We start from the raw sequence: 22,023 nt of genomic DNA on the forward strand, positions 1-22,023 counted from the left end.
CCTCCGGCTGGGAGATAATGGTCGTGGCCACTAACGTGGAAGCATTACCTCGTGGACATCTGCTGATCCGCGCAGATCCGCACACCAAGGAAGGCAAAGGGACGTGACGTACGTAATTGCGCAGCCATGCGTGGATGTTAAGGACAAGGCCTGCATTGAAGAATGCCCCGTGGACTGCATCTACGAAGGTGAACGCTCCCTCTACATCCACCCGGATGAGTGCGTTGACTGCGGCGCCTGCGAGCCCGTGTGCCCGGTTGAAGCCATTTACTACGAGGACGACACTCCTGAGGAATGGGCCGATTACTACAAGGCCAACGTCGAATTCTTCGATGACCTGGGATCGCCCGGCGGTGCAGCGAAGCTTGGCAACACCCACAAGGATCACCCGCTGATCGCCGCGCTCCCGCCGCAGAACCAGGAATGAGCGGCTCCGACTCCCGGAGCTTCGGACTAAACCTTCCGGAGTACCCCTGGGAAGCCATGGCTCCCTACGTCAGGCAGGCGTCGGAACACCCGGACGGTGCCGTGAACCTATCCATCGGGACACCGGTGGATCCGACTCCGGACTTCATCCAGGAGGCCCTCGCGGGGGCTGCTGACGCGCCGGGCTATCCCACGACCCACGGCACCTTGGAGCTTCGCCGCGCCATCGCGGACTGGTTTGCCCGCCGCCGCGGGGTCCCGGACCTGGACCCGCAGGACATCATGCCCACCGTCGGTTCCAAGGAGCTTGTTGCCTGGCTCCCGCTGCTGCTTGGGCTCAGGGAAGGCGACGTCGTCGTACGTCCCACCGTTGCCTATCCGACCTACGACATGGGTGCCGTGCTTGCCGGTGCCACGCCGGTTGCGGCCGACGACCTGGAGGACCTGGACGCACAGACGCGGTCCCGGGTCCGGCTGGTCTGGGTCAACTCCCCGGGGAATCCGACCGGTATTGTCCGCGGTGCCGATTCCCTGGCCAAGCTTGTAAGGCAGGCGCGTGCGCTTGGCGCCGTGGTTGCCTCGGACGAGTGCTACGCAGAACTCGGCTGGGGCGAATGGGACACCGCACGCGGCGGACAGCCCGTTCCTTCGGTCCTCGATCCCCGGGTCAGCGGAGGCAGCAGCGATTCCCTGCTGGCCGTGTACTCGCTGAGCAAGCAATCCAATCTTGCCGGCTACCGCGCGGCCTTTGTTGCGGGGGACAGCGCGATCATGGCGAACCTCGTCAACAGCCGCAAGCATGCCGGCATGATTGTCCCGGCTCCGGTGCAGTCCGCCATGCAGGCTGCCCTGTCCGAGGACGGACACGTCGCTGTGCAAAAGGACAAATACCGTTCCAGGCGGGAACTGCTGGTTCCGGCACTGGAAGCCTTTGGGCTGCGGATCGAAGCGTCCGACGCCGGCCTCTACCTCTGGGCCACCGCAGGAGAGGATACCTGGACCACCGTCGAACGCTTCGCGGCCCTGGGCATCGTCGTCGGTCCCGGCGTCATCTACGGCGAGGCGGGGTCCGGTTTCATCCGCGTGGCCCTGACCGGCAGTGATGAACGGATTGCGGCGGCAGCACGCAGGGTCACCGCCGCGGCGGGATAATTGGCCGGTGACACAATCGGAGCATGTTGCGCTTGCACAACAACATGGTTACCGATTAGTGGTATCGCCCGGTCAGCCGGTAGCGTTTTAGCGAAATAGTTTAAGCACCGAATGTGTACTATGGGCGCCCCCTCCCGGGACGCGGGCCCGTAGCAGTGGGTTCTTCAAACTCCTGAAGGAGAGAAATGACTGAGCGACCAAGTGCCGAGCTGCACTATGGGACCGAACCGGGCGACAAGCTCGAACTGCCCCGCATCGCGGCCAAAGAAGGCAACGACGGGTTTGACGTCTCAAAGCTGCTGAAGCAGACCGGGACGGTCACCTTCGACCCGGGCTTCATGAATACCGCGGCAACCACCTCGGCGATCACCTACATCGACGGTGACGCCGGCATCCTGCGTTACCGCGGGTACCCGATTGAGCAGCTGGCCAAGCATTCGAGCTTCCTCGAAACCTCGTACCTGCTGATCTACGGCAACCTGCCCACGCCTGCGGAACTTGATTCCTTTGACCAGCGCATCCGCCGCCACACGCTGCTGCACGAGGACCTGAAGGGGTTCTTCGGCGGTTTCCCGCGTGACGCCCACCCGATGCCGGTGCTTTCCTCCGCCGTCAGTGCGCTGTCCACGTTCTACCAGGACTCCCTGGACCCGTTCGACGAAGAGCAGGTGGAACTCTCCACCGTCCGCCTCATGGCGAAGCTCCCCGTCATTGCTGCCTACGCGCACAAAAAGAGCATCGGCCAGCCCATGCTCTACCCGGACAACTCCATGAACCTGGTGGAGAACTTCATGCGGCTCTCCTTCGGCCTGCCGGCCGAGCCGTACGAACTGGATCCGAAGCTGGTCAAGGCACTGGACCTGCTGCTCATCCTGCATGCGGACCACGAGCAGAACTGTTCGACGTCGACTGTGCGCCTGGTCGGCAGCTCGAACGCCAACATGTTCGCCTCGATCTCCGCAGGCATCTCCGCGCTCTTCGGCCCGCTGCACGGCGGCGCCAACGAAGCCGTCCTGAACATGCTCCGCGACATCCAGTCCACCGGCATGGCGCCGGAGGACTTCATGGAGAAGGTCAAGAACAAGGAAGACGGCGTGAAGCTCATGGGCTTCGGGCACCGCGTCTACAAGAACTACGACCCGCGCGCCAAGATCGTCAAGGCGACCGCACACGAGATCCTCGCGGACCTCGGCGGCAACGACGAACTGCTGGACATCGCGATGCGCCTCGAAGAGAAGGCCCTCGCGGACGACTACTTCATTGAGCGCAAGCTCTACCCGAACGTCGACTTCTACACCGGCCTGATCTACAAGGCCATGGGCTTCCCGGAGAAGATGTTCACCGTGCTGTTCGCCATCGGACGCCTGCCGGGCTGGATTGCCCAGTGGCGCGAAATGATGCAGGACCCGCAGACGAAGATCGGCCGTCCGCGCCAGCTTTACACGGGCCTCCCGGAGCGCAACTACCCGGAGCGCTAAACCCCAGGATCAAAAAGGCCGTGCCCGCATCCACCAGGATGCGGGCACGGCCTTTTGTTTACCCTCCCACACACACGAGAGGCCAGTTACGGCTCCTTTGACGTCTCAAAGGAGCCGTAACTGGCCTCTCGGCGGGAAGACGGGGTTAGGAGGCGTAGCCCTGCGGGTTCTGCTTCTGCCAGTTCCAGTGGTCCCGGCACATGTCATCCAGGGAACGGCTCGCGGACCAGCCCAGTTCAGCCAGGGCAGCGGACGGATCGGCGTAGCTGACGGCGGCGTCTCCGGGCCGGCGCGGAGCAAATTCGTAGGGCACGTCCTTGCCGGCAGCCTTGGAGAACGCAGCCAGCACTTGAAGGACCGAGGAACCGTTGCCGGTGCCCAGGTTCCACCGCTTGACGCCCTTGCGGGCAGCGATGTAATCCAGTGCCGCCAGATGGCCCGCGGCCAGGTCAACCACGTGGATGTAGTCGCGGACACCTGTGCCGTCCGGGGTGGGGTAGTCGTTGCCGAAGACCATGACCTTCTCGCGGCGGCCCACGGCGACCTGTGCCACGAAGGGCAGCAGGTTGTTCGGCACACCCGTGGGGTCTTCGCCGATGCGGCCGGATTCGTGGGCGCCGACGGGGTTGAAGTAGCGCAGCAGCGCGATGCTCCAGCGCTCATCTGAGGCGCCGAGGTCGGCCAGGATGTCTTCGATCTGTTCCTTGGTCCGCCCGTAGGGATTTACGGCGTCCATGGGCATCTTCTCGACCAGCGGCACTTCTTCGGAAGCGCCGTAGACCGTGGCGGAGGAGCTGAAAACGATGGTCCGGACGTCATGTCGGTCCATGGCTTCGAGCAGGTTCAAGGTGCCGGCAACGTTGTTCCGGTAGTAGTGCAGCGGCTTGGCCACGGACTCGCCCACGGCCTTGAGGCCGGCGAAATGGATGACGGCGTCGGGGGAGTGGGTGGCGAAGATATCCTCGAGTGCCTGCGGATCCAGCAGGTCTGCCTGGACAAAGTCGGCAGTGCGTCCGGCCAGCTCTGCCACCCGCTCCAGGGACGTGGTGCTGGAGTTGGCCAGGTTGTCCATGACGACGACGTCATGTCCCGCGTTGAGCAGTTCCAGGGTGGTGTGGGAGCCGATGTACCCGGTTCCTCCGGTGACTAGTATGCGCATACATCCAGCCTAGCGGCTTGCCAAGCGGTCACTTTCCTAGCCGACGGCCACGGGGGCGACGTGGATGGCGACCTGGGTGGCCGGTGCATCCGATTCGGCCCACTCTCCGGTGCCGCGGTTCCAGGTCCGGGAGTCATAGGCCACTTCGTTGATGTCCAGGGCCTTGGCGTTGGCTACGGCCCACTGCGCCAATGACCAGCCGTACTCACCCTCCGCAGCCACCAGCAGTACGTCTCCGAGTACCACGGCCTGCTGCTCGCCATAGACGTAGGACATCGCGGAGAGCACTGTCTCCGGGTTTCCGGGGGCGGCCGCCGGATTGAGCCGGCAGGTCAGGGCGGCGGGTGACTGTCCGGTGAGCGCCGAGGCGAAGGCACGGCCCTCGGGCTCATGGTCGGCGTAGGCATCCGGGTAGGCGCTGCGCTGGACCGTCTGCGCTGCCACGGTGATCGGCAGGTCCTGGTAGCCGGGAACCTTCTCCAGCGCGTTGTAGAACGCGTTGGCCGCGTAGACCGGGTCCATCACCTGCTCTTCGGTGCCCCAGCCCTGGGTGGGCCGTTGCTGGAACAGACCGCGGGAATCTGGTCCGGCTGTGTCTCCGTAGCCGATGTTGCGCAGCCCGGACTCCTGGACCGCCGTCGCCAGTGCAATCGACGCCGCCCGCGGAGGCAGTCCGCGGGCGACGGCGACAGCCGTGATCGTGGCGGCGTTGGAGGCCTGTTCCGGAGTCAGCGAAAACGTTCCCCCGTTCGCTGTTGCGGTGCACCGCTCCCTGTAGGGTTTCTCATCCCCGGAATTGGCCGCCAGCACCAGGAGGTACAGGACCACTGCCGCAGCGAAGGCGGCCGCCAGCAGCAGGACGGTGACGCCCTTCCGGCGGGGTGGAAGCTGCGGGGTGCGGTAGCCCACGGGCTTCCTCCTTGGTGCGCTGCCTAGTTGGCGTGCAGCGCTTCGTTCAGTTCGACGGTGCGGGCCAGGCGGGGGAGGACCTCGACGGCGCCGGAAACCGAATTGCGGCGGAAGAGCAGGCCCGGGACGCCGGAGAGTTCTGCTGCCTTGACGGTCCGGACGTCGCCGGATTCTGGGTCGAGAACGTTGACGCGCGTTCCGGCTGTGACATAGAGGCCCGCCTCAACCACGGTGTCATCCCCGATGCTGATGCCCACCCCGGAATTCGCTCCGAGCAGGACACGTTCCCCGACGGTGATCCGTTCCTTGCCGCCGCCGGACAGGGTTCCCATGATGGATGCCCCGCCGCCGACGTCGCTGCCGTCCCCGACGACCACGCCGGCAGAAATACGGCCCTCAACCATCGATGTCCCCAGCGTGCCCGCGTTGAAGTTAACGAATCCTTCATGCATGACCGTGGTGCCCTCGGCGAGGTGCGCGCCCAGGCGCACGCGGTCGGCGTCGGCAATGCGGACACCCGTGGGCAGGACGTAGTCCACCATGCGCGGGAACTTGTCCACGCCGAAGACGGTCACCGCACCGCGGGCGCGCAGGCCAACGCGGACGCGGTCGAAGCCGGCGACCTGGCAGGGGCCGAAGTTCGTCCAGACGACGTTGGGCAGCACGCCGAAGATCCCGTCGAGGTTGATGGTGTTCGGAGCGGCCAGCCTGGCGGACAGAACGTGGAGGCGCAGGTAGGCGTCTGCGGTGGAGGACGGAGCGGCGTCCAGGTCGATTTCCGTTGCCACGACTTCACCGCGGGTTCCGCGGACTTCGTCGGCCATGGCTTCGGCTGCTGTGCCAAGCTCTGCCGCCAGGGCCGGATCGTCCGTCAGCCCGGCGAGACGGGGCTGCGGGTACCAGACGTCGAGGACAGTGCCGTCAGCTGCGACGGTGGCCAGTCCAAGGCCGGAAGCGGTGCGGGCGGAAGGGTCTGAAGCGGGGATCGAAGTCATGGGATCAAGTCTACCGAGCGGTAGTCTGGAGCGGTGACCGTATTACCGCATAAGCATCTTGACCTGCAGGGCGACGTCGCTGCCCTCACCGCCGCCCTCATGGATATCGAAAGTGTTTCCGGCAACGAAGCTGCCATCGCTGACAGTGTGCAGTCCGCGCTGGAGGCGCTGGACCATCTGGAGGTAGTGCGCGACGGTGACTCCATCATGGCCCGCACCAACCTGGGCAGGCCTGAACGGGTGATCCTGGCCGGGCATCTGGACACCGTTCCGCTCCCCGCAGTCCCCGGTTCCAGGGGCACTGTGCCCTCGAGCTGGGACGGTGAGGTGCTGTACGGCCGCGGCGCCACTGATATGAAGGGCGGCGTGGCCGTCCAGCTGGCTCTTGCCGCCGGGCTCACTGAACCCAACCGGGACATTACGTTCGTCTTTTACGACCACGAAGAGGTTGACGCCTCACTCAGCGGGCTGGGCCGGCTGGAGAAATCCTTCCCGGAATGGCTGAAGGCAGACTTTGCCATCCTGCTGGAACCGACGGACGGAACCGTCGAGGGCGGGTGCAACGGCACCATGCGTTTCCAGGCCATGACCACCGGCAAGGCAGCCCACTCGGCACGGGCATGGATGGGGGAGAACGCCATTCACGCGGCAGCGGAGATCCTGGTGCGCCTGCGCGATCACGAGCCGGCCACTGTCAGGGTCGAAGGACTGGACTACCGGGAATCGCTGAACGCCGTAAAGGTCCACGGCGGCACGGCCGGAAACGTCATTCCTGATTCCGCCGTCGTGGAAATCAACTACCGGTTCGCTCCGGACAAGGACCTGGAGCAGGCGGAGGCCTATGTCAGGAACCTGCTGGACGGCTTTGACCTGGTCCGCACCGATGCCTCCGCCGGGGCCCGCCCCGGCCTGGACCGGCCCGCGGCGGCCAGCTTCGTTGCCGCAGTCGGCGCGGAACCCAAACCCAAGTACGGCTGGACCGACGTCGCGCGTTTCAGCGCTTTGGGTATTCCGGCCGTCAACTTCGGTCCGGGAGATGCGCTGCTGGCACATTCGGACAATGAGCACGTCAGTGCCGGTGCCATCCGTGAATGCCTCCGTGCGCTGGAAACCTGGCTTACGTCCTAGGCTTCTTCACCGAGATAGCAGAAAGTGCCCTTTAGAAGTTTCTAAAGGGCACTTTCTGCTATCTCGATGGAGCGGAGGCTAGCGCGTCGGCGCGGGAACCCCTTCGGGTTCTATGGCGTCCTCTGTCCGCAGCAGTGTCCCGGCACGTGCACCGAGCCGGCGCGAGAGGCGCTGGGCGGCGAAGGTCAAGATCATGTTGAGGATGATGAAGATCGCCGCCGTGACCAGCAGGGCGGGCAGGATGTTACCGTCACCTGCCGCCAGGCGCCGGGCGAAGACCAGCAGTTCGCTGTAGCCGATGAAGGCACCAAGGGCCGAGTCCTTCAGGATGACGACAAACTGGCTCAGCAGTGCCGGCAGCATGGCTACCAGTGCCTGCGGAACCTCGATGACGCGGAGGGACTGGCTTCGGGTCAGGCCAATCGCCAGTCCAGCCTCGCGCTGTCCCTTTGGCAGCCCGAAGACGCCGGACCGCACGAGCTCGGCAATCACGGAGCCGTTGTACAGGGTCAGGGCCAGGACGACGGCGACGAACGGAACATCCGCCGGTGGGACGGGTGTGGACTTCGAAAGGAACTGATAGAAGAAAATCATCATCAGCAGCACCGGCACGGCGCGGAAGAACTCCACGACCAGACCGGCGACCCAGCTGATGGCCCTGACCGAAGACAGGCGTCCCAGGCCAAAGATGAGGCCGAACGCGATGGACGTGACGATCGCGACGCCGGCGGCCTGGAGCGTGGCCAACAGGCCTGGGAGCATGTTGTACTGCCAGGTGTCGGCTTCCAGGAACGGCGTCCACTTGGCTGCCTCGAACTGGCCCTTGTCCGCCAGGCCCTTCACGACCAGCGCAAGCAGGGCCAGGATGAACAGCGTGCCAAGGATGTTGCCGAGGAGGATGCGGCGGCGGGCGCGCGGCCCGGGGGCGTCAAAAAGCACACTCTGGCTCATCGGGCCACCGCCAGTTTCTTCGAGGCCCAGGTTGTCAGCAGGCCGATGGGGATCACGATCAGCACAAAGCCCATCGCGAAGGTCAGGAAGATCTGCGTCATAAGATCCGGGCGGAACTCGATCATGGTCTTCATGAGGCCGGAGGCTTCAGCCACAGAGGCCACGGCGGCGACGGTGGTGTTCTTGGCCAGTGCGATCAGGACGTTGCCCAGCGGTGCGACGGCGCCGCGGAAAGCCTGCGGCAGGATGACCAGCCACGCTGCCGGCAGGAAGGACAGTCCAATGGAACGGGCGGCTTCAGCCTGTCCCAGGGGGACGGTATTCACCCCGCTCCGGATGGCTTCGCAGACAAACGCTGCGTGGTAGATGGAGAGCGAGAGCACCGCCAGCCGGAAGAAGTTGAGTTGAAAGTCGCCGGAGAGGTTGACCTGCAGCTGGGACCACAGGGCAAGCGTGCCGAAGACCATGATGATGGTCAGCGGCGTATTCCTGAAGATGTTCACGTATGCCGTGCCGAACCAGCGAAGGCTGGCGATCGGCGAAATGCGCATCACGGCCAGGATGGTGCCAAGCACCAGGGACCAGAGCGCTGCCCAGAATGTCAGTTGGATGTTGACCCAGAAGGCCCCGATGACGTCGTATTCGCCAAAGAGCTCGAGGAAACCTTCCATATGTCACCTCTTCCGTAAAAATGTGTGGAGCGGAGTTCGGGGCAGGGCTTGTTGCCCTGCCCCGAACGTTGCCGCCGAAACCCGGCGGAGGTGGCTTGCTTAGGCGCAGGCGTCCATGGCCGGCGGGTTCAGCTCAGCGTTGAAGGCGTAGTCAGCACCCTCGGTGTTCTTCTTGATGGCTTCTTCCCAGGCGCCGTCTTCGATCATCTTCTCGATGGCAGCGTTGATGTCTTCACACTTGTCGCTGTCCTTCTGGATGCCGACGCCGTACTTCTCCTCGGAGAAGGTGTTGCCGACTACCTTGAACTGGCCCTTGTTGGCATCAGTGGCAGCCAGGCCGGCCAGGATGATGTCATCGGTGGTGACGGCGTCAATGGAGCCGCCCTGCATGGCGGTGACGCACTCGGCGTAGCTGGGCTGCTCCACCAGGTTCGCCTCGTTGGCCAGGGTGTCCTTGACCTTCTGGGCCGAGGTGGAGCCGGTGACGGAGCAGAGGGTCTTGCCGTTGAGGTCCTCGGGGCCCTTGATCTCGCTGTCATCAGCGCGGACCAGCAGGTCCTGACCGGCGACGAAGTACGGTCCGGCGAAGGCGACCTTTTCCTTACGGGTGTCCGTGATGGAGTAGGTTGCGAAGATCATGTCGACCTGGTCGTTTTCCAGCATGTTCTCGCGCTGTGCGGACGGGGTCTCGATCCACTCAATCTGGTCTTCGCTGTAGCCCAGTTCCTTGGCGACATAGGTGGCAACGTCGACGTCGAAGCCGGCGTAGGAGCCGGCGTCAGCGAAGCCGAGGCCCGGCTGGTCGAACTTGATGCCGACGCGGATGGTTTCGGCGTCGCCGGAATCTGCGGAGTCGGTGCCGGCGTCGCTGCCGCAGGCGGACAGGGTCAGTGCGGCAGCGGCTGCCATGGCGGCAACTGCGTAACGGGTAGTGCGCATTTTTTCTCCTTGCATTGCGGCGGAGGTCCGTGGGGACCACCGCCTCTGCCTCAAAGGGTGGATAGAACGGGGGTGCCTAGTGGGCGAGGATCTTGCCGAGGAAGTCCTTGGCGCGGTCGCTCTTGGGATTGGTGAAGAACTCTTCGGGAGCTGCCTGCTCGACGATCTGGCCGTCGGCCATGAAGATCACGCGGTCTGCTGCCTTGCGGGCGAAGCCCATCTCATGGGTAACCACGATCATGGTCATGCCCTCCTGGGCCAGCTCGACCATGGTGTCCAGGACCTCGTTGATCATTTCGGGGTCCAGTGCGGAGGTCGGCTCGTCGAAGAGCATGACCTTCGGCTTCATGGCCAGCGCCCGGGCGATGGCAACGCGCTGCTGCTGTCCGCCGGAAAGCTGGGCCGGCAGCTTGTTGGCCTGGTTGTCCACACCAACGCGCTTCAGCAGCGCCATCGCCTTTTCCTTGGCCTCGGCGGATTTCATCCGCTTCACCTTGATGGGACCGAGGGCCACGTTGTCCAGGATCGACTTGTGGGCAAAGAGGTTGAAGGACTGGAAGACCATTCCGACGTCGGCACGCAGCTTGGCCAGTGCCTTACCCTCGGCGGGCAGGGCTTTGCCATCGATGGTGATCTCACCGTCGTCGATGGTTTCCAGCCGGTTGATGGCCCGGCACAGGGTCGACTTTCCCGAGCCTGAGGGGCCAATCACGACGACGACTTCGCCCCGCGCCACATCAAGGTTGATGTCCCGCAGCACGTGGAGGTCCCCGAAGTGCTTGTTTACGTTCTTCAGCGAGACGAGGGGTGCTGCTTGTTCAGGCACCGGCTGCCCTGATGTTGTGTCACTGGTCATAGGTAGAAGATAGCGAACAAATCAACCCCCGTTGTCCCCGATCGCTTGCGGGCAGACAAATCGTGACGCAAGAGAAACCAAATGACAGCCGTTTCACAGTTGCCAAACTGAGGTGCGCACCACATGCAGCCGCTAGCCTGTAGGGATGGCAATCAGTGACGAGCAAGGCATTTCGCGCCCGGTATCGGCAAAGCGGCGGGGACCAGTGGAACTGCGCAGGGGACAGGCACGGGTTCCGCAGTCGGACAGGTTCCTGCTGGACACCCAGGACGGATCGCATTTCACGCACACCGATCCCTGGCGCGTGCTGCGGATCCAGAGCGAATTTGTTGAAGGGTTCGGAACCCTCTCCGAGCTCGGCCCTGCAGTCAGTGTCTTCGGCTCCGCCCGCAGTCTTCCCGGCTCGCGCTGGTACCGGATGGGGGAATCCGTGGGTAGGCTTCTTTCCGAAGCAGGGCTGGCCGTGATCACCGGCGGTGGACCCGGATCCATGGAAGCCGCCAACAAGGGCGCCGTGGAAGCCGGTGGCGTCTCGGTTGGCCTGGGCATCGAACTGCCCTTCGAGACAGGCCTTAATGACTGGGTCGACCTGGGCATCAACTTCCGGTATTTCTTCGTCCGCAAGACCATGTTCGTCAAATACGCACAGGGCTTCATTGTGCTGCCGGGCGGTTTCGGCACGCTGGACGAGCTCTTCGAGGCGATGACGCTGGTCCAGACGCAGAAGGTGACGTCATTCCCGATCGTGCTGGTGGGGACGGACTTCTGGTCGCCGCTGCTGGAATGGGTCCGAGGGAGCCTGCTGGAGGAAGGAATGATCTCCGCCAAGGACCTGGAGCTGCTCCACGTGGTGGATGACCCGGCCGAGGCAGTCAAACTGATCATCGCCGACAGCGCAGGCCACGTTTCGCTCTAGCGGGCAACAGCAGGGCCCGCGAATGTCGGCAACGCTGATTGCTGCAGAGGCAGGATCTGCGACGATGGTTCGGTGATCATCCTGCTGGCCTTCCTTGCCCTCGCCGTCGTCGGCGCAGTTGCCGTTGCAGTAGCCGGACGGATCGGTCCCGGCCGCTGGCGGCGCACTGCCGCCGGCGCATCAGACCCGGATTTCCTGCACGGGCCCGGAGACACGGCAGCGCTGGGAGAGCCGGATCCGCGCCTTCCACCTGTGCTCCTGCCCGATCATCCGGATGCTGCCGACGTAGGCAGGCTCCGCTTCTCCGTCGCTTTCCGCGGGTATCGGATGGACCAGGTCGACGAGGTGCTGGAGCGCCTGGCCGCGGCCCTGCAGGACCGGGACGAGGAACTGGCCCGGCTGCGGCGTCCCTGCACGGCGGACACCCCCGCGCAGGACCGGCGGGAGGACCCGCCTGCCGCCTCCGGCGGCGCCGGCTCGGAACAGCTCCGGTGACCGCCCAGCCTGGCCCCGACGGAAGGCTGCGGTGCCCGTGGGCACTGGCCAGCGCTGATTATCTGGCCTACCACGACGATGAATGGGGCCGGACGGTGCGCGGCGATGCCGCGCTGTTCGAGAGGCTCAGCCTGGAAGGATTCCAGGCGGGGTTGAGCTGGATCACCATACTGCGCAAACGGCCGGCGTTCCGAGAAGCCTTCCGCGGCTTCGATCCGGAAGCAGTAGCAGGGTTCGGGGACGTTGAAATCGCGCAGCTCATGGCGAACCCGGGGATCATCCGGAACCGCGCGAAGATCCAGGCGACTGTCAATAACGCCAAGGCCCTGCTGTCACTGCCGCGGGGTGAATCCCTGGCGGACCTGCTGGAGCTCCACCGGCCGCAGCCCGGCCCTGCTCCCCGCACCTCCGAGGACATCCCGGCATCCACTCCCGAATCCCACAAGCTGTCCCGCGAACTGCGGGCCCGCGGGTTTCGGTTCGTCGGGCCGGTGACGGCCTATGCCATGATGCAGGCGACCGGGTACGTCAATGATCATCTGGCCGCCTGCGCGCTGCGCGGCGACGGATAAGGGCCCGGACCCCGGTCTCGGCGCCCGCGACACGCTGGGGATTGTGGCGCCAGACACACCGAAATTTCGCCTGCTTAGCATTTGTGCGGAATAATGATCGCAAATGCGGCTCGGTGCCCTAAATAACGGGTGATGCCTTCCGCAGCAGTAATGGTGACTACTCGGGGAATAACCCCGAAGTGCACTTTTGAAAGGGGAACTTCAAGATGGCTGCGATGAAACCGCGTACGGGTGATGGACCCATGGAGGTCACCAAGGAGGGGCGCAGCCTGATCTTGCGGGTTCCGATCGACGGCGGCGGACGCCTGGTTGTGGAACTGAACGCCGAAGAAGCCGGCAAGCTCAAGGAATGCCTCCTCGGCGTCACCGGCTAGGCTGGTTGCATGCGTCCTCCCCGGCAGATTTCCAGGCCAACGGGTACCTTGCAGGTTTCCCGGAAGTCCATGACAAACGTCAGCGGCCTTGCGCCGCTTGATCCGCGCTCCGGTGAACCGGGAGATGGCACAGGCCTTAACCCGGCACCCGGGGAAGGCGTGGATGTCCTGGCCGTGGCGATAGCGCCCGGTCCCTCATCTGAACCTGCCCAGGAGGGTGCCGGCGACGGCGCCCGTCCCGTGCCGGAGCCGCGCCGCGGTGCGGTTGAAGCTGCAGTCCGCTACGGAATCGACGTGGCCTCCCGGGCCGACGCCGCAGGTATCAGCGGCAAAGCCGGCGAGCACCTGGTGGTGGAACCGCCGCGCGGGAAGGCAGACCTGCCTGGGAAACTGATCTACCTGGGCGTGGGGGATGAATCCCACCAGAGCCTCCGGCGGGCGGGAGCCTGCTTGGCCCGTGCGACATTCGGGGTACAGCGTATTCGCACCAGCGTGGTCGACGGCCTGCCGCTGCAGGCACAGCAGGCCTTCCTGGAAGGTTTCTTCCTCGGTGGCTACCGGGCGCCAAAAACCGGGGTATCGGCGGCAGCCAAGCCGATGGCCGTGCACCTGGAAGTCACCGGCTTGAACCCGCAGGCCCTGGTCCGCGCAGAAACTGCGGCCCGTGCGGCGTGGCTGGCCCGCGACCTCACCAACACTCCGCCGGATATTGCCACGCCGGCCTGGATGGCTGAACAAAGCCGCGCCGTGGCCGAAGCCTCCGGCCTGGAATACGAGGAATGGAATCCCGTCCGCCTGGCGGCCGAAGGATTTGGCGGCCTGATGGCAGTGGGGTCGGGATCCTCGCATGGTCCGCGCCTGGTGCGTGTGACCTATCGGCCGGGAACAGCGGCTGCAGCGACAGCCGGGAAGGCGTCTAAGCCCGGGAAGGCCGGCGGGGTGGTCCTGGTCGGGAAGGGCATCACCTTCGACTCAGGCGGAATTTCCCTGAAGCCCCGCGAATCCATGCCCGCCATGAAGATGGACATGGCCGGATCCGCCGTCGTCCTCTCCGTGGTGCAGGCCGCAGCGGAACTCGGCCTGCCGTTCGAAGTCACGGGCCTCCTGGCCCTGGCTGAGAATGCGATTGGTGCTTCGTCCTACCGCCCCGGAGATGTCGTGCGGACTTGGAACGGCACCACGGTGGAAATCGGCAACACCGATGCCGAGGGCCGGATGGTCCTGGCGGACGCGCTGGCCTACGCAGCGGACCAGCTGGACCCTGAAGTCCTGGTCGACGTCGCGACTCTCACGGGAGCCGCAGCACTCGGCCTGGGAAAGCGGCACGCAGCTCTCTTCGGTAACCGTTCGGATCTTCTTTCGGCCTTTGAAGCGGCTGGCAGCAGTTCCGGTGAACCGCTGTGGCAACTGCCCCTGGTGCCGGATTATGACTATCTGCTGGAGTCGGACACAGCGGACCTGGCCCATGTTGCACCGGTCGGCGCCAAAGCGGGCGGAGGGGCGATCCTGGCCGCACTGTTCCTCGAGAAATTCGTTGGCGAGACACCCTGGATCCACCTGGATATTGCAGGCCCCATGGAAGTCGGCTCTGACACCAACGAATACTCCAAGGGTGCAACGGGATTCGGGGCACGGCTCCTCATCGCCTTCCTCCGTGCCCGTGCTGCCCGGACCCTGGCGGGGCTGGACGCTTCCTAGAAGCGTCCCCGCGCCCGGGTTACCGGCGTGCGAGTTTGACGGCGAGCTGCAGGCCGTCGCCGGTCGGCAGGAGTGCGGAAACCAGTTCGTCGTTTTCCCGGATGACCTTGCCGACCTGCCGCATGGTGTTGGTCAGCGGCTCGCGTGCAGCCGGATCAGCAACCCTGCCGTTGTCGAGGGCACCGTTGACGATCAGCAGTCCGCCCGGTTTCAGCAGCCGCACCGCCTGATCGGTGTAGACCGCGAAGTTGGGCTTGTCAGCATCGATGAAGACCAGATCGTAGGCGTTGTCGGTAAGCCGGGGGAGGACCTCTGCCGCCCGGCCTGAAATGGTCCGGGTGCGGTTCCCCGGGATACCGGCCTCCGAGTAGGCCTGGCGGGCAGCGCGCAAGTGATCGACGTCGATGTCGATGGTGGTCAGGACGGACTGCCGGCTCAGCCCGCGAAGCAGGCAGACTCCTGATACGCCGGCACCGGTTCCGATCTCCACGACGGTCTGGGCTTTCGAAGAGGCTGCCAGTACGGTCAGCGCCGCTCCGACTCCGGTGCTCACCGGCGCGACTCCCAGCTCGTGCGACCGTTCGCGGGCACGGAGCAGGACTTCATCCTCGAAGGGCAGCGCCTCGGTGTAGGACCAGGTCGTCTGCTTTTCGGCGCTCATGGATGCAGGTCTCTTTCGGTTTGATGCGGTGGTGTGTGGAACCGGCGGTGGAATCCGGCGTCGGAAATCCCTGTCCGGGCTGCCCGGCGGATGTCGGATGCATCCAGCCAGTACAAGCTTAAGGCCCGCCGGACCCTAATTCCCTCCGGCACGGCCGTGCGGCGCCGGCGAATCGCCCCGGAACGCGAATGCGGGGCTACTTGTGTGCCGGCGCCTAGCGTGCTAACAGCAAATTCCCAGAAAGATGCGCGAACATGGATTTCGAACTTGCTGAGATCGCGTGCCCCTACACAGCCAAACCTGGAAAGGGCAAGTGCCTTGCGCTGTGAAGGGAGGAGAACCGTGACGGGATCAGTGGACGTTGCAGCCCCTGCACCAGAGGACGCCGATTGGGTACGTCCGTCCTGGCAGGAAGTGGTGGAAGCGCACTCGGCAAAGGTGTACCGGCTGGCCTACCGGCTCACCGGCAACAAGCACGACGCCGAAGACCTGACGCAGGAAGTCTTTGTCCGCGTCTTCCGCTCACTGGCGAACTTCCAGCCGGGTACGCTGGACGGCTGGCTGCACCGCATCACCACCAACCTGTTCCTGGACCAGGCCCGGCGCCGAAGCCGGATCCGGTTCGACGGCATGAGCGAGGAAGCAGAAAGCCGGCTCCCCAGCCAGGGCCCCGGCCCGGAGCGGAGCTTCGAGTTCAATAATCTTGACGTAGACATCCAGCGGGCGCTGGAAGAGCTGCCGCCCGACTTCCGTGCCGCCGTCGTCCTGTGCGACCTGGAAGGGCTCTCCTACGACGAAGTAGCGAAGGCCCTGGGCGTAAAGCTCGGCACAGTGCGTTCCCGGATCCACCGGGGACGCACCATGCTCAAGGAAAAGCTTGCACACCGCGATCCTGCCCAGCGCCGGGCGCCGTCGGTAGGCCTGAAGATGCCCCGCGTGGCGGGAGCGAACTAGGCACAATGCGGCACCCGAAACGACATCTTCGCGAGTTCCTGGACGCTGAGCTTCCGCACCGCAAACAGGCTACTGTCCAAGCACACCTGGAGCACTGCGCCACTTGCCGGTGCCTGGTGGAAGAGGAACGCCGCCTGCGGAGCCGCCTCCGCGCGATGAACATCCCAGCGCCCGGGGAGGATTTGGCCCGGAGGATCGTAGCCGGTCCGGGGAGCGCGACTGTTCCACCGGAACCTGCGGCACCTTCGCGGCCGGGCAGATATGTGCTGGCCTTCGGGAGCGTCCTGACGCTGGTCTCCGGCTTCGTCCTCGCCGGGGCCTATGTTCTGGGCACGCTGGCTGATGAGCCGCTCACCGCGCCGCAGCAGGCACACCTGCTGGCAGGCTGGAATGACATTGCGGAGGAACCGGAGGACGAGCTGTCCTCCGAGGAGCTGGCTGAGCTGCGGAATTCGGGGTGGTCCTGCCCGGAACTGGCCGAACTGGGGTTCACGGTGGAAAGCGCCCGGACCGAGACGGTGGCCGGGCACCCTGCTGTCGCCCTGGTTCTGGTACGCGGCGAAGAGAAAATTTTGCTCTACGAACAGCGGCCCTGGCAGGGAGGGAAGAACAACGAAGTCCTGCACGCGGTCAGCGGCCGTCCCGTCGCCGAGGCTGGATTCACCGCGCAGGAGGGCACTCCGACGGCACCGCGGATCTGGCAGGCGCCGTCCCGGCCGGGTGAAGCGGTCCTGTCTACCGGAAATGTGACGTACACGCTGGCCTCATCTGCTCCCGCTGAAACGATGACCGGCGCTGTCAGCGAACTCTCACTGAGTGAGTCTGCACGCCTGCTGGTTCCCCCCTCGGACGGGGAAGACACTGCTGTACAGCGGATCCTGCGCGGCCTGTCGGTTCTTGCCGGAGCCGGGGGATCACTGTGAGTCCATTCTCTGAGTGGCTTGTTTCCTCCGGGAAAAGGTAACCTTCAAACGTGTTCGGAATAAATGGCAGTGAGCTCATCGTGCTGGCGATCCTTGCCGTGGCCATTCTTGGACCCGAGCGCCTGCCGGAATACGCTTCCCAGCTGGCCCGCCTGGTGCGCGAGCTGCGCCGGATGGCCACCGGGGCAAGGGAACAGCTTCGTGAAGAAGTCGGTCCCGAAATTGATGACGTCGACTGGCGGAAGCTTGATCCGCGCCAGTATGACCCGCGGCGGATCATCAAGGAAGCACTGCTCGACGACGTCGAAGAAGCCGTGCGGCCGGCGTCGGCTCCGAATCCAGCTCGGCGCCCCGCAACGGTGACGGCCACCGCAGCCGCGGCAACGGCGGCAACAGCAGCAACTGCGGCAGCTCCGGCTGCGGCCGCAGCCTCCATGCCCGCTCCGCCTTTCCAGCGCCTCGAGCGCCTGGGCGAAGGGGAAAGAGCGCCCTTCGACGTGGAAGCAACCTAGCCGTCCCCTCAGACGGACCTTTCCAACGCCCTGGCCACAGTCAGGAACGCGGGGAAACCCCCAGATTCAGCCCGGAAAGGCCGCGCGGACGGTTGGCGAGCGTTGCTGCGATCCTGCGCAGTTCGGCCCCCGCGCTTTCCGGTTCCACGGCGGACTCATCCAGGACCACAGGCAGCCCGGCGTCCCCGCCTTCCCGCAGGCGGACATCCAGCGGAATGCTTCCGAGCAGCGGAACCTCATACCCCAGTGCCGTACCCAGGCGTCCGGAAACCAGCGCACCGCCGCCGGAGCCGAAGAGCTCCATCCTTTCGCCTCCCGGCAGCGGCAGCCAGGACATGTTCTCGATGACGCCGGCAACCTTTTGTCCGGTCTGGGCCGCCACCGTTCCGGCGCGCTCAGCCACTTCGGCGGCAGCAGCCTGCGGGGTGGTCACCACAAGGATCTCGGAGGAGGGCAGCAGCTGTCCCACGGAGATCGCGATGTCACCGGTACCCGGCGGCAGGTCGAGCAGGAGCACGTCCAAATCGCCGAAGTAGACGTCAGTGAGGAACTGTTCCAGGGCCCGGTGCAGCATGGGGCCGCGCCAGGCGACTGGCTTGTTGCCGTTGAGGAACATGCCGATGGAGATTGTCTTGATGCCGTACGCGACGGGAGGCAGGATCATTTCGTCGACGCGGGTCGGCGGCGCAGTGATTCCCAGCAGTCCCGGAACGGAGAAACCGTGGACATCGGCGTCGATCACTCCCACACGAAGCCCGGACGCCGCCATCGCTGCTGCCAGGTTGACCGTGACCGTTGACTTGCCCACACCGCCCTTGCCGCTGGCAACCGCGTAGACGCGGGTGAGGGAACCGGGCCGGTTGAACGGTACTCCGCGCTGGCCGCCGGGACCCCGGAGCCGCGTCTTGAGTTCTTCCCGCTGTTCCGGGCTCATCACATCGAGGTCCACGCTGACGGACGTGATGCCCGGGACAGCTGAGAGCTCGCGTTCGACGTCGGCGGTGATGGTTTCGCGCAGCGGGCACCCGGCGATGGTGAGCAGGACACCGATCCGGGCCGCGCCGCGCTCATCCACCTCGACGCTGCGCAGCATTCCGAGTTCGGTGATGGGCCGGCGCAGTTCCGGATCGATGACCCGGTCCATGGCCGTGCGGGCCTTCTGGTGCAGGGAGGGGTCAATCTGGTTTGCGGGCACCGCCTAGTCGTCTCCTGCGCTCTTGGACAGCGAAGCGGATCCATCCGGCGTACGGCGCCGCTGCTGCCCGCGCCGCTGGCCCTCGTCCCGGGCATCGTTGGCCTCGATCAGCTCTTCGAGCAGTCCCCGGATCTCGGAACGTACATAGTCACGGGTAGCTACCTCGCGCAGCGCAATGCGCAGCTCGGCAATTTCGCGGGTGAGGTACTCGGTGTCGAGGAGGTTGCGTTCGGCACGTTCCCGGTCCTGCCGCATGGACACCCGGTCGCGGTCATCCTGCCGGTTCTGCGCCAGCAGCAGCAGGGGAGCGGCGTAGGAAGCCTGCAGCGAAAGCATCAGGGTCAGCAGGGTAAAGCCCAGGGCCACGCTGTCGAAGCGCAGCGGCTCAGGGCCCCACGTGTTCCAGACGAGCCACAGGACGCAGAACACCGTCATGTACAGCAGGAACTGCGGGGTGCCCATGAAGCGGGCGAAGTTCTCCGTGGCGTGGCCAAAGGCATCGGGGTTTGGGGACAGCCGGGGGAACCACCTGGTTCGGGCGGTGCGCGGAGTGTCGAGGCCGTTGGTACGGGGATGGTTCTTCTCAGCCATTGTTCCTTCCCTGCCACGTTATGGGGCCGGTTTCATCAGAAGCGCGCCAGTCATCCGGAAGCAGATGGTCCAGCACATCGTCGACGGTGACGGCTCCCACGAGCCGCCCGGCGTCGTTCACTACCGGCAGTGAGTTCAAGTTGTAGGTTGCGAGCATCCGGGAGATTTCGGCGATGTTGGCGAAATCCCGGACGGCCTCCAGATCCGTATCCAGGATGTTGCCCAGTGCTTCGGGCGGCGCCGTGCGCAGGAGCTGCTGGATGTGGACGACGCCGAGGTAACGTCCGGTCGGGGTCTCAAGCGGCGGCCGGCAGACATAAATGGAGGATGCGAGGGCCGGAGTCAGTTCCTCCCGGCGGACATGGGCCAGGGCCTCGGCGACGGTGGCTTCGGGCGGAAGGATGACCGGCACCGGCGTCATCAGCGAACCGGCGGTGTCTTCCTCATACTCCAGCAGGCGCCGCACGTCCCGGGCATCTTCCGGTTCCATCAGCTGCAGGAGCTCTTCCTTCTGCTCCTCCGGCAGCTCGTTGAGGAGATCGGCGGCGTCGTCGGGATCCATTTCCTCCAGCACGTCCGCAGCGCGTTCCAGATCCAGGGACTGCAGGATCTGCACCTGGTCATCATCCGGAAGTTCCTGGAGCACGTCTGCCAGGCGCTCGTCCTGGAGTTCGCTGGCCACTTCGATTCGCCGCTTGCCGCTCATTTCGTGGAGCGCCTCGGCAAAGTCCGCAGCCTTCAAATCGTCGTGCTGGGCGACGAACTGGGTTGCGGCCTGGGGGCCGGTGATATCCCAGTGGCCGATTTCAGCCCAGTCGACGATCAGCAGCTCGCCGCGCCGCCGGAGGCCGCGCAGCCGCGACGGCGAACCGCCGCGCCGGACGAAAAGACTTGAAACGTGCCAGTCTCCCGCACGGTTCTGTTCAATGGCGATGTCCTCCACGGTGGCGTCGCCGCTTCCGTCCGCCAGGGACACCTTGCTGTCAAAGAGCTCGGCGACAACCAGCATTTCCGCACCGCGCTGCTGGAAGCGCCGCAGGTTCACCAGGCCGGTGCAGATAATCTGTCCGGGATCCATGGAGGTAATGCGCGTGATGGGCACAAAGACGCGTTTCTTGCCGGGTACTTCCACCACGATTCCGACCGCCTGCGGAGGACGCCCGGCGCCGCGGTCCAGCACGACGGCGTCCCGCAGGCGCCCGAGCCGGTCGCCGAGGGGGTCGAAGACGTCGAGGCCCAGCAGCCGTGCAACGAAGACGCGCGTAGGATTTGTGCTCACCCTACTTAGGCTACTTGGCGGCAGCAGGATCGGCGTATTCAGGCGCGGAGAGAGCGTGGCCGCGTTCACTGCGAGCGATACATCCACCCACTTGCGGCACAACTGCGAAACAATGGGGGAATGTCGAACCTCTTTGGCGCCTCTGCGCAGCGTGATCCGGGACGGACCTTGCCCAGGGGTGAGCTCGTGGGCCGCTACACGGCCTACCTGGATGCGCAGAAGGCCGTCGACTACCTGGCTGACTCCAAGTTCCCGGTCCAGAACGTCACGATCGTGGGCAACGAGCTGAAATCCGTGGAGCGGGTGACGGGGCGGCTCACGTACCCCCGGGTCGCCTTGTCCAGTGCCGCAACGGGAGCCTGGTTCGGTCTCTTCGTGGGACTGGCACTCATGCTCTTCGGCGGTGGTGACTCCTACATTTCCCTGATCCCCTCCATGGCGCTTGGCGCGGTGTTCTGGCTCCTGTTCGGAGTACTGGCCTATGCCTTCCAGCGTGGCCGCCGCGACTTCACGTCCACGAACCAGATGGTCGCGACCAGTTACGACGTCGTTGTGTCACCGGAAGCGGCGCACGAGGCGCGGCGCCTGCTGGCCCAGCTGCCCATGGTGGGCCAGGCCGGACACCCGGCGCCGGGTGCGCCGTTCCAGCAGCCGGGCCAACCGCAGCCCCCGTACCAGCAGCCTCCCTACCAGCAGCAGCCGCCGTATCAAGGCCAGCAGCCAGGGCCTGCGCCGGAGCGCCCGTCCACCTGGGCCGACCCCTACGGCACCCGCGATGCCGGACGGCGTGAAGCCCCTGCCGCCGGAACAGACGCCGCGGGATCCCGCGGTCCGGCCGAAGTCCAGTCTCCACAGGCCCCCGGCACGGGAAGCGGGCAGCCGCAGGCAGGCCCGCGCGCCGGGGAAACACCGCGCGGGCAGTTCCCCGACCTTCCGGACGGCCGTCCCCGCTACGGGGTCCGGCTTCCCCAGGGCGCGCCGAGCCACGCCCCTGCGACAGGGAATGTCGCTTCTGAGCCGCCGCAGCCAGCACAGGACACGCCTCAGGGCCAGCCCCCGGCGGGCCAGGACAGTGCCAGCCAGGGCAGCGCCCGCGAGGGCAGTGCCAGCCAGGACAGCGCCAGCGGGGAGCAGCAGGACCAGCGCGGCTAAGCACCCCCGCCGCAAGCCACACACAAAGAACGCCCGG

At 65.4% G+C, this 22,023-nt stretch carries 24 protein-coding genes; 13 read left to right on the forward strand and 11 right to left on the reverse strand.

Going from position 1 to position 22,023, the window contains the following annotated elements; translation table 11 throughout:
* Nucleotides 1-103: 103 nt before the first annotated feature.
* The 3 genes from fdxA (at nucleotide 104) to LOC59_RS03750 (ending at nucleotide 3,056) form a co-directional block, all read left to right on the forward strand.
* Nucleotides 104-427, forward strand: coding sequence for a ferredoxin (gene fdxA / locus LOC59_RS03740; protein WP_066295741.1), 324 nt, complete (start codon nucleotides 104-106; stop codon nucleotides 425-427).
* Complete coding sequence (gene dapC, locus LOC59_RS03745) at nucleotides 424-1,578, forward strand: succinyldiaminopimelate transaminase (protein ID WP_229970651.1); 1,155 nt, start codon at nucleotides 424-426, stop codon at nucleotides 1,576-1,578. Before fdxA ends, dapC begins: the two co-directional genes overlap by 4 nt.
* A 185-nt stretch (nucleotides 1,579-1,763) precedes the next feature.
* Nucleotides 1,764-3,056 (forward strand): citrate synthase, encoded by a 1,293-nt coding sequence (locus tag LOC59_RS03750; RefSeq protein WP_227894415.1) that lies wholly within the window; start codon nucleotides 1,764-1,766, stop codon nucleotides 3,054-3,056.
* 145 nt (nucleotides 3,057-3,201) lie between these two features.
* On the opposite strand, the gene galE is transcribed toward LOC59_RS03750, so the two are convergent.
* From galE to dapD, 3 genes are all read right to left on the reverse strand, one after another.
* Complete coding sequence (gene galE / locus LOC59_RS03755; RefSeq protein WP_227894416.1) at nucleotides 3,202-4,215, reverse strand: UDP-glucose 4-epimerase GalE; 1,014 nt, start codon at nucleotides 4,213-4,215, stop codon at nucleotides 3,202-3,204.
* A gap of 36 nt (nucleotides 4,216-4,251) precedes the next feature.
* Nucleotides 4,252-5,043 carry a hypothetical protein gene (locus LOC59_RS03760; protein WP_442860568.1) on the reverse strand — a complete coding sequence of 264 codons (792 nt, stop codon included), beginning with the start codon at nucleotides 5,041-5,043 and terminating at the stop codon, nucleotides 4,252-4,254.
* Between the two features lie 104 nt (nucleotides 5,044-5,147).
* Complete coding sequence (gene dapD, locus LOC59_RS03765; RefSeq protein WP_227894418.1) at nucleotides 5,148-6,119, reverse strand: 2,3,4,5-tetrahydropyridine-2,6-dicarboxylate N-succinyltransferase; 972 nt, start codon at nucleotides 6,117-6,119, stop codon at nucleotides 5,148-5,150.
* A 33-nt stretch (nucleotides 6,120-6,152) separates the two neighbouring features.
* Between dapD and dapE the strand changes: the two genes are divergently transcribed.
* Nucleotides 6,153-7,247: a succinyl-diaminopimelate desuccinylase gene (dapE, locus tag LOC59_RS03770; RefSeq protein WP_227894419.1), complete on the forward strand. Its 1,095-nt coding sequence runs from the start codon at nucleotides 6,153-6,155 to the stop codon at nucleotides 7,245-7,247.
* 78 nt (nucleotides 7,248-7,325) lie between these two features.
* Here the strand turns inward: dapE and LOC59_RS03775 are convergent, their stop codons facing one another.
* The 4 genes from LOC59_RS03775 to LOC59_RS03790 all read right to left on the reverse strand — a co-directional run bounded on the left by LOC59_RS03775 (nucleotide 7,326) and on the right by LOC59_RS03790 (nucleotide 10,664).
* A complete protein-coding gene (locus tag LOC59_RS03775) occupies nucleotides 7,326-8,198 on the reverse strand; it encodes an amino acid ABC transporter permease (protein WP_227894420.1) in 873 nt (290 codons plus the stop codon).
* Nucleotides 8,195-8,869, reverse strand: coding sequence for an amino acid ABC transporter permease (locus LOC59_RS03780; protein WP_227894421.1), 675 nt, complete (start codon nucleotides 8,867-8,869; stop codon nucleotides 8,195-8,197). The genes LOC59_RS03775 and LOC59_RS03780 overlap by 4 nt, the downstream gene beginning before the upstream one ends.
* Nucleotides 8,870-8,968: 99 nt before the next feature.
* Entirely contained in the window at nucleotides 8,969-9,808 is an 840-nt protein-coding gene (locus tag LOC59_RS03785; RefSeq protein WP_227894422.1) for a glutamate ABC transporter substrate-binding protein, read from the reverse strand.
* A 76-nt stretch (nucleotides 9,809-9,884) separates the two neighbouring features.
* Nucleotides 9,885-10,664, reverse strand: a complete 780-nt coding sequence (locus LOC59_RS03790) for an amino acid ABC transporter ATP-binding protein (RefSeq protein WP_227915453.1) — start codon at nucleotides 10,662-10,664, stop codon at nucleotides 9,885-9,887.
* 145 nt (nucleotides 10,665-10,809) lie between these two features.
* Here LOC59_RS03790 and LOC59_RS03795 point away from each other — a divergent pair, with 145 nt between their 5' ends.
* From LOC59_RS03795 to LOC59_RS03815, 5 genes are all read left to right on the forward strand, one after another.
* Nucleotides 10,810-11,580, forward strand: coding sequence for a TIGR00730 family Rossman fold protein (locus tag LOC59_RS03795; protein WP_227894424.1), 771 nt, complete (start codon nucleotides 10,810-10,812; stop codon nucleotides 11,578-11,580).
* 72 nt (nucleotides 11,581-11,652) lie between these two features.
* Entirely contained in the window at nucleotides 11,653-12,075 is a 423-nt protein-coding gene (locus tag LOC59_RS03800; protein ID WP_227894425.1) for a DivIVA domain-containing protein, read from the forward strand.
* On the forward strand, nucleotides 12,072-12,647 hold the full coding sequence (locus LOC59_RS03805; protein WP_227894426.1) for a DNA-3-methyladenine glycosylase I: 576 nt from the start codon (nucleotides 12,072-12,074) through the stop codon (nucleotides 12,645-12,647). Before LOC59_RS03800 ends, LOC59_RS03805 begins: the two co-directional genes overlap by 4 nt.
* A 206-nt stretch (nucleotides 12,648-12,853) precedes the next feature.
* On the forward strand, nucleotides 12,854-13,021 hold the full coding sequence (locus LOC59_RS03810) for a DUF3117 domain-containing protein (protein WP_083521353.1): 168 nt from the start codon (nucleotides 12,854-12,856) through the stop codon (nucleotides 13,019-13,021).
* 69 nt (nucleotides 13,022-13,090) lie between these two features.
* Entirely contained in the window at nucleotides 13,091-14,719 is a 1,629-nt protein-coding gene (locus LOC59_RS03815) for a leucyl aminopeptidase family protein (protein ID WP_229970654.1), read from the forward strand.
* Nucleotides 14,720-14,738: 19 nt separating this feature from the next.
* On the opposite strand, the gene LOC59_RS03820 is transcribed toward LOC59_RS03815, so the two are convergent.
* Nucleotides 14,739-15,380 (reverse strand): O-methyltransferase, encoded by a 642-nt coding sequence (locus LOC59_RS03820; protein ID WP_227894428.1) that lies wholly within the window; start codon nucleotides 15,378-15,380, stop codon nucleotides 14,739-14,741.
* 342 nt (nucleotides 15,381-15,722) lie between these two features.
* On the opposite strand from LOC59_RS03820, the gene sigE reads away from it, so the two are divergent.
* The 3 genes from sigE (at nucleotide 15,723) to LOC59_RS03835 (ending at nucleotide 17,769) form a co-directional block, all read left to right on the forward strand.
* Nucleotides 15,723-16,334 (forward strand): RNA polymerase sigma factor SigE, encoded by a 612-nt coding sequence (gene sigE / locus LOC59_RS03825; protein WP_227894429.1) that lies wholly within the window; start codon nucleotides 15,723-15,725, stop codon nucleotides 16,332-16,334.
* A 155-nt stretch (nucleotides 16,335-16,489) separates the two neighbouring features.
* The gene (locus LOC59_RS03830) at nucleotides 16,490-17,257 is read left to right on the forward strand and encodes a hypothetical protein (protein ID WP_229970656.1); all 768 of its coding nucleotides are present in this window, start codon (nucleotides 16,490-16,492) and stop codon (nucleotides 17,255-17,257) included.
* Nucleotides 17,258-17,307: 50 nt separating this feature from the next.
* Nucleotides 17,308-17,769 carry a Sec-independent protein translocase TatB gene (locus tag LOC59_RS03835; protein WP_227894430.1) on the forward strand — a complete coding sequence of 154 codons (462 nt, stop codon included), beginning with the start codon at nucleotides 17,308-17,310 and terminating at the stop codon, nucleotides 17,767-17,769.
* Nucleotides 17,770-17,809: 40 nt separating this feature from the next.
* Here LOC59_RS03835 and LOC59_RS03840 read toward each other — a convergent pair whose 3' ends face one another.
* The 3 genes from LOC59_RS03840 to LOC59_RS03850 are packed head-to-tail and all read right to left on the reverse strand — an operon-like array spanning nucleotide 17,810 to nucleotide 20,834.
* A complete protein-coding gene (locus tag LOC59_RS03840; protein ID WP_229970872.1) occupies nucleotides 17,810-18,913 on the reverse strand; it encodes a P-loop NTPase in 1,104 nt (367 codons plus the stop codon).
* A gap of 54 nt (nucleotides 18,914-18,967) precedes the next feature.
* Complete coding sequence (locus LOC59_RS03845) at nucleotides 18,968-19,555, reverse strand: DUF1003 domain-containing protein (protein ID WP_227894432.1); 588 nt, start codon at nucleotides 19,553-19,555, stop codon at nucleotides 18,968-18,970.
* Nucleotides 19,548-20,834, reverse strand: coding sequence for a magnesium transporter MgtE N-terminal domain-containing protein (locus tag LOC59_RS03850; RefSeq protein WP_227894433.1), 1,287 nt, complete (start codon nucleotides 20,832-20,834; stop codon nucleotides 19,548-19,550). Before LOC59_RS03850 ends, LOC59_RS03845 begins: the two co-directional genes overlap by 8 nt.
* A 120-nt stretch (nucleotides 20,835-20,954) precedes the next feature.
* On the opposite strand from LOC59_RS03850, the gene LOC59_RS03855 reads away from it, so the two are divergent.
* A complete protein-coding gene (locus LOC59_RS03855; protein ID WP_227915451.1) occupies nucleotides 20,955-21,986 on the forward strand; it encodes a general stress protein in 1,032 nt (343 codons plus the stop codon).
* The last annotated feature ends 37 nt before the right edge of the window (nucleotides 21,987-22,023 follow it).

It is taken from the genome of Arthrobacter sp. zg-Y916, assembly GCF_020907385.1.
Classification (GTDB): Bacteria; Actinomycetota; Actinomycetes; order Actinomycetales; family Micrococcaceae; genus Arthrobacter_B; species Arthrobacter_B caoxuetaonis.